This is a genomic window from Burkholderia sp. BC1, from assembly GCF_052683555.1.
Window position 1 is genome coordinate 1 of the sequence record NZ_JBQYLP010000127.1, and the last position, 6821, is coordinate 6821.

The 6821-nt window shown below is 69.4% G+C and carries 7 protein-coding genes and 1 pseudogene; 5 read left to right on the forward strand and 3 right to left on the reverse strand.

Features of this window, described 5'->3' with window-relative positions:
• The first annotated feature begins 104 nt into the window (after positions 1-104).
• Positions 105-953 (forward strand): LysR substrate-binding domain-containing protein, encoded by an 849-nt coding sequence (locus tag ACSHSS_RS29330; protein ID WP_006401080.1) that lies wholly within the window; start codon positions 105-107, stop codon positions 951-953.
• A 79-nt stretch (positions 954-1032) separates the two neighbouring features.
• On the opposite strand, the gene ACSHSS_RS29335 is transcribed toward ACSHSS_RS29330, so the two are convergent.
• Complete coding sequence (locus ACSHSS_RS29335) at positions 1033-1950, reverse strand: 3-hydroxyacyl-CoA dehydrogenase NAD-binding domain-containing protein (protein ID WP_039224918.1); 918 nt, start codon at positions 1948-1950, stop codon at positions 1033-1035.
• 224 nt (positions 1951-2174) lie between these two features.
• On the opposite strand from ACSHSS_RS29335, the gene ACSHSS_RS29340 reads away from it, so the two are divergent.
• Both ACSHSS_RS29340 and ACSHSS_RS29345 read left to right on the forward strand, forming a co-directional pair.
• The gene (locus ACSHSS_RS29340) at positions 2175-2615 is read left to right on the forward strand and encodes an Hsp20/alpha crystallin family protein (RefSeq protein ID WP_006401082.1); all 441 of its coding nucleotides are present in this window, start codon (positions 2175-2177) and stop codon (positions 2613-2615) included.
• Between the two features lie 16 nt (positions 2616-2631).
• Positions 2632-3045 (forward strand): Hsp20/alpha crystallin family protein, encoded by a 414-nt coding sequence (locus tag ACSHSS_RS29345; protein WP_006401083.1) that lies wholly within the window; start codon positions 2632-2634, stop codon positions 3043-3045.
• Positions 3046-3144: 99 nt separating this feature from the next.
• Here ACSHSS_RS29345 and ACSHSS_RS29350 read toward each other — a convergent pair.
• Both ACSHSS_RS29350 and ACSHSS_RS29355 read right to left on the reverse strand, forming a co-directional pair.
• Positions 3145-3431 (reverse strand): annotated as a pseudogene (locus ACSHSS_RS29350) (TFIIB-type zinc ribbon-containing protein).
• A 69-nt stretch (positions 3432-3500) separates the two neighbouring features.
• A complete protein-coding gene (locus ACSHSS_RS29355) occupies positions 3501-4268 on the reverse strand; it encodes a TerC family protein (protein WP_217262955.1) in 768 nt (255 codons plus the stop codon).
• A gap of 107 nt (positions 4269-4375) precedes the next feature.
• Here ACSHSS_RS29355 and ACSHSS_RS29360 point away from each other — a divergent pair, with 107 nt between their 5' ends.
• Positions 4376-5269: a LysR family transcriptional regulator gene (locus tag ACSHSS_RS29360; protein WP_217262954.1), complete on the forward strand. Its 894-nt coding sequence runs from the start codon at positions 4376-4378 to the stop codon at positions 5267-5269.
• A 150-nt stretch (positions 5270-5419) separates the two neighbouring features.
• The gene (locus ACSHSS_RS29365; RefSeq protein WP_445545905.1) at positions 5420-6529 is read left to right on the forward strand and encodes a DUF2242 domain-containing protein; all 1110 of its coding nucleotides are present in this window, start codon (positions 5420-5422) and stop codon (positions 6527-6529) included.
• The last annotated feature ends 292 nt before the right edge of the window (positions 6530-6821 follow it).

A 6821-nucleotide genomic window follows, 5' to 3' on the forward strand; every position in this document is an offset into this window, starting at 1 on the left:
GCTACGTCTGCGATGACCGCCGAGCCGAATAAATCAGCGTTTCCCTAGCGCCGCAAAATCCGGCCATTTATGAAGTTGTCGAAACCGATTCAGTGGATTTAGCAATGCGTCCGTTACCGCCCGAGCTGCTGCGCAGCTTCGTCGCCGTCGCGCAGTCCGGCAGCTTCACCGCCGCGTCCGAGCGCGTGAGCCTGTCGCAGTCGACCGTGAGCCAGCACATCCGCCGCCTGGAGGAGCTGCTCGACCGGCCGCTGTTCGAGCGCGATACGCGCAACGTGCGCCTGTCGCAGCATGGCGATGCGCTGCTGCGCTACGCGGTGCGGATTCTCGAGCTGATGGACGAGGCCGTTACCTCGGTGTGCGGGCCGCCGCTGTCGGGCAAGGTGCGGCTCGCGATGTCGGAGGATTTCGCGTCCGCGCATCTGACGGCCGCGCTCGCGAGTTTCGTGCAGCGCAACCCGGACGTCGAGCTCGCGATCGCGACGGGGCTCTCCGGCGACCTGTTCGACGCGCTCGACGAAGGCCGGCACGATCTCGTGTTCGCGAAGCGGATCGCGGGCAGCCGGCGCGGCCGCGTGATCCGCAGCGAGCCGCTGTACTGGTGCACGGGCCCCGATTCGCGGATCACGGGCCACGAGACCGTGCTGCCGCTCGCGCTGCATCCGGAGCCGAGCGTGTCGCGCCGCCGCGTGCTCGAATCGCTCGAAGCGGTCGGGCGGCCGTACCGGATCGCGGTCGTCAGCAGCAGCATCGCGGTGTTGCGCGCGGCCGCGAGCGCGGGGCTCGGCGTCAGCGCGTTCGCCGGCTACGTGATTCCCGCCGGGCTCGCGCGGCTCGATGCGGGGCTGCCGGAACTCGGCGAGCTCGAATACGTGATCGACCGGCCGGCGGCCGCGTCGCGCTCGACGCTCGCGCTGGAAGCGACGCTGATCGCGGCCGCCGCGCAGTTGTAGCGGGCGGCGTCGCATCGCGGCCGTCGCACGGCGGCCGTCGTGCGATCGGCAACGACGCGCCGCGCGCGCCGCTTCGCCGTTACGGCAGGAAACTGCGGCGCCGCGCGTCGATCAGCTCGACGAGCAGCCGGTCGCGCTCGGCAGCCAGCGCCTGCATCGAGCGGTCGCCCTGTATCGTGCGCAACGCGTCGATCAGCTTGCGATCGACGTCCGGATCGAACGACGGCGTGCCGAGGTCGTTCCACCAGCTCGTCATCGGCCCCGACAGATGCTCGAGAAAATGCGCGATCCCGCCCGCGCCGCCGCCGAGGTGATAGGTCAGGCACTGCCCCATCAGCGCCCAGCGCAGCCCGGGGCCCCACGCGACGGCCTTGTCCGCATCGGCGACGCTCACCACGCCTTCGCCGACGAGGTGATACACCTCGCGAAACAGCGCCGCCGCGAGCCGGTTCGCGACGTGCCCGGCCATCTCCTTGTTCAGCACGATCGTGACCTTGCCGAGCGCATCGTAGAACGCCTTCGCGCGTTCGATCACGGCCGCGTCGGTCGCCTCGCCGCCGACCAGCTCGACGAGCGGAATCAGGTGCGGCGGATTGAACGGATGCGCGATCAGGCAGCGTTCCGGATGCTGCTCGCACGCGGTCTGGATATCCGACATCTTGAGTCCCGACGAGCTCGACGCGATCGGCACGTGCGCGGGCAGCACGTCGTCCATCTGCCGGTACAGCGCGCGCTTGAGGTCGAGCCGCTCGGGGCCGTTTTCCTGCACGAAATCGACGCCGTCGAGCGCGCGCACGAGATCGGCGTCGAACGTGAGCCGTGCGCACGCCGCGTCGGCGTCGTCGCCGAGAAACGCGGCCAGCGATTCGCGCAGCCGCGCGTCGGCCTGCGGCGCGGGATCCGTCGCGACGACGTCGAAGCCCTTCGCCAGATAGAAAGCCGTCCAGCTCGCGCCGATCACGCCGGTGCCGACGATCGCGATGCGTTGAATGTCCATGTGCGTCCCGTCTCCATGATTCGTTGATGGCGAGGCGATTGTCGCATCGAAACGGTCGCGCGCGCGCCGCCCTTGAAATGCGCCGCGCGGCCACTAATTACGCGTTACACCGCAGCCGCGCCCCGCGCGCTGCCCGTTTCGACCCGGCGGAAGAAGCCGGTCGCGGCCGACGCCGCACCGCTGCGTCTCCCGCGTATGGAGCAATCGAGTTCCGGAGGACCATCATGAGCGGTATCCATTTCGGCAACGACCTGTTCGACGAATTCGCGCGCATGCAGCGGCAGATGGCGAGCCTGTTCGGCGAGCTTCCGTCCGCGATCCGCGCGGTGCGGCCGAACGTCTTTCCCGCGCTGAACATCGGTGCAACCGACGATGCGATCGAGATCGTCGCGTTCGCGCCCGGCATGGCGGCCGGCGATTTCGACGTGTCGATCGACAAGGAACTGCTGACGATCAGCGGCGAGCGCAAGCCCGCTCCGCGCGGCGAAGGCGACGACGTGCGCACCTATGCGCAGGAGCGCTTTCACGGCACGTTCCGGCGCGTCGTCGAGCTGCCGCAGAACGCCGATCCCGACAACGTCACCGCGCGCTACGAAAACGGCTGCCTGCTGATCCGCGTCGGTCGCCGCGAAGCCTCGAAGCCGCGTGCGATCACTGTTCAGTAATCCGGAGGACCCTGCGATGAACACGAATCAGACCCTCACCGAACGCGATCCGGACACCACGCCGACGGCGGCCGCCGAAGCGGCCGGACGCCGGCCGGCCGTCGTACCGGCCGTCGACATCGCCGAAGACAGCCAGCGTGTGACGCTCTGGGCCGACCTGCCCGGCGTGCCGCGCGAGAACCTCGACGTGAAGGTGCACGACAACACGCTGACGATCGAGGCCGAAGCACGCATCGATACGCCGGCCGAGCTGCGCGTGCGGCACGTCGAAGTGCGCGCGCCGCGCTTTGCGCGCAGCTTCGTGCTGAGCCCCGATCTCGACACGTCGAAGATCGACGCGAGCCTGCGCGACGGCGTGCTGACGTTGACGATTCCGCGCCGCGAAGAAGCGCGGCCGCGCCGGATCGACGTGATCGCCGGCGACGCGTAAGCGATCGCGCGCCGCGTCGCGGCGCACAAGAAGAAAGCCCCGCCGGAGTTCATCTTCGGCGGGGCTTTTTGTCGGCCGCGAGATTCGCGTACGCAACCGTCAGTCGAAATCGAACAGATCGAACACCGACTTGCGGCGACGGCGATCGTCATGCCGGCGCCGATCGTCGTACGCGCGGCCGTCGTAGCGGCCGTCGTAGCGGCCGTCGTCGCGGCGATCATCGCGCGCCTCGTGCCGCGGCGGCGGCGCGTCGCCGCTATCGCGCGCGATCAGCTTGTCGAGCTCGCCGCGATCGAGCCACACGCGGCAATCGGGACAGTAATCGATCTCGATCGACTGGCGCTCGGCCATCAGCAGATCGGGGGTTTGCAGACCGGACATTTCATCGTCGTGCCTCCTTGGCAACGGTGAACGGCCCGCCGCGCGACGCGTGCCGCCGTAGCGGCACGCCACGCTCAGCGGCCTTCGACATGCGCTTCGGCACGTGCTGCGCGCTTCGCCTTCGCGCGGCGCGCGAGCATGTTCATCCCTTCGACGAAGGCGGAAAACGCCATCGCCGCGTAGATGTAGCCCTTCGGCACGTGCGAGCCGAACCCTTCGGCGATCAGCGTCATCCCGATCACGACGAGGAACGACAGCGCGAGCATCACGATGGTCGGGTTGCGGTCGATGAAGCGCGCGAGCGGCTGCGCGGCGAATAGCATCACGGTCACCGCGGCAATCACGGCGATGAACATGATCGGCACGTGCTCGGTCATGCCGATCGCGGTCACGATGCTGTCGATCGAGAACACGATGTCGAGCATCAGGATCTGCCCGACCGCCGCCCACATCGTCAGGCCGGCCGCGCCGCCCGACGCGTGCGCCTCGCCGCCGTCGTGCGACACGTGGTGGTGGATCTCGGTCGTCGCCTTCCATACGAGGAACAGGCCGCCCGACAGCAGAATCATGTCGCGCCACGAAAACGCGTGATCGAAGAGCGTGAATACCGGTTCGGTCAGCCGCGCGATCCACGCGACGGTGCCGAGCAGTGCGAGCCGCATCACGAGCGCAAGGCCGATCCCGAGCCGCTGCGTGCGTGCGCGCTGCGCCTCCGGCAGCTTGTTGCTGAGAATCGAAATGAAGATCAGGTTGTCGATGCCGAGCACGATCTCCATCACGACGAGCGTCAGAAGCGCTGCCCAGACGGCAGGATCGGCGGCAAGCGTCAGCAGGGTGTCCATGAAAACGGGCCCATGAAAGTGGAAAGTGCCGATCATACTGCGCGACACACTTCGTAAAAATCAGCGAGAATCTGATTTTTGGTTCGGTTTTTCCGAAGTTTCGATCGATGCTGAATTTCCGCCATCTCTACTACTTCTGGGTCGTCGTGAAGGAAGGCGGCTTCGCGCGCGCGGCCGAGCGGCTCGACATGGCCGTGCAGACCATCAGCGCGCAGGTGCGCGAGCTCGAGAAATCGCTCGGGCATGCGTTGCTGCGCCCGGCCGGGCGCGGCGTCACGATGACCGATGCCGGGCAGGCCGCCTATGCGCGCGCGGAAGCGATCTTCGAGATGGGCCGGCTGATTCCGGACGAAGTGCGCGCGGCGGCCAGCCGACCGACCGTGCGGCTCGCGGTGGGCCTCGCGGACGGTATCTCGAAGCTCGCCGCGCACGCGGTGCTGGCGCCGGTGCTCGACACGCCGACGCTGCGGCTGCTGTGCCACGACGGCGAGCACGACGCGCTGCTCGCCGAACTCGCGCTGCACCATCTGGATCTCGTGCTCGCCGGCCAGGGTGCGCCGTCCGGATCGAACCTGCGCGTGACGAGCGAGCGGCTCGTCGCGTCGCCGGTCGACTGGTATGGCCCCGCGGCGCTCGTCACGCCGGCCGCGCGCCAGCGCTTTCCGCATACGCTCGCCGAGCTGCCGGTGCTGCTGCCCACCGCGCATTCGGCGCTGCGCGCACGGCTCGACCTCTGGTTCGAGGCGGAGCGGATCGTGCCGCGCGTGGTGGGCGAATTCGAGGACAGCGCGCTAATGGCCGTGTTCGCGGCGCGCGGGCTCGGCGTGTTTCCGCTCAGCGAACTGGGCGCGAACGATGCGACGCTGCTGCGCGGGCTGCGGCGGCTCGGGCGCGCCGGCGACGTGACCGAGGAGATTCACGCGATCCGCTCGCGGCGCGGCGAACATCATCCGCTGACGGCGCGTCTGCTCGCCGCCGCGCGTCCGGCAGCCGGCCGCTGAAACGAGCGCGACGTCAAACGAAACTATAATGACGCCCCGGCCATACGCGATTGCCGCGCCTGCGACCCGGCCCCGCCGTTGCGCGACGGCCTTCGCGCGCCGCGCCGGCTCCCTGCGCGCGGCATCTCGCCGAGCCTTTTGAAAGACGCCATGCACAACCGATTCCGCCTGTTTCCCGTTTCGTGCGCGCTCGCGGCCGCGGCCGTGCTCGCGGCGTGCTCGTCGCCGCCCAAACCGATCTACCAGCAGGAACAATTCGACGCGACGACCAGCCCGTATGCGCACACGTTCCATGCGAATTCCGACGCGACCTGCGAAGCCGCGCGGCGCGCGCTGCTGAGCCAGGGCTATGTCGTGTCGTCGTCGCGTAACGACGCGGTCGACGGCAGCAAGAATTTCCAGCCGAGCAACGACATGCACGTCGTGATCGAGTTTCACGTCGTCTGCGCCGACGCGAACGCGGACGGCTCGTCGAGCATCGCGTACGTGAACGCGGTACAGGATCGCTACACGCTGAAGAAGTCGAATACGTCGGCCAGCGTCGGGCTCAGCGTGTTCGGCTCGCTGTCGCTGCCGATCGGCTCGAGCGACGACGCGCTCGTGAAGACCGCGAGCGAGACCATTCCGGCCGGCGTGTTCTACGAGCGCTTCTTCAATCTCGTCGAGCATTTCCTGAAGGTCGATCCCGCGCGCCGCGACCGCGCGGCCGTGAAGGCGGCCGAAAAGGAAGCCGTCACGCCGCTGCCCGAACCGGCGCCGACGCCGCAAGGCGAGCCGATGAAGATGACGACGCCGATCGTGCCGACGCCGCCTGCCGCGCCGGTGCCGCTGTCGACGCCGACCGCGGCGCCTGCGGCCGGCGCAGCGGCCGTGTCGACCGCGCCGGCCGTGATCGCGCCCGCGGCGATGGGTGCGGCCGCGTCGGCGGCGGCGCCCGTGTCGGCGCCCGGCCATGCAGCGCCCGCGGCAGCGCCGGGCGCGGCTTCGGCGCCTGCTTCGGTCTCGCCGTCCGGTGCGGCGCCTGCGCCGGCGTCGGCTCCGGCCGGCGCTTCTGCGACGGCGCCCGCTTCTTCGAAGGCGGCGCCGGCGCCCGCCGCGTCGACGCCGGCCGGTTCGACGCCGTCATCGGCAGCACCTGCTGCGGCGCCCGGCACTGCACGCAACGACGCGTCGCAGACACCGACCGTCAACGCACCGGCCGCCGACAGCCCCGCCGTCGCATCGGCGCCGTCGGGCGCCAGCGCGCCTGGCGCCCACTGAGCGGCCCGGCCGAAAGCCGCCGCCTCGCCGGCCCGCACGGCAGGCGGACATTGCCGCCAGGCCATTTGTCTGATGGAAGGCGCTGCGTGGCGGTCCGCCGCGCCCGGCCGTGACGCCGGCGCGCGGCTGATCCAAATTCCAATCCCCATCCCAATTCGATTGCGCCGCCGACCAGCTCGGCGTTGGGACGCTTCGTCGGCGCGCGCTCGCTCGCGCCCGCGTGCGACTACGGATCCGCGTGAGCCCGTACGACCGCGCGTGATCCTGCTGCCCCTGTCTCTTATACACATCT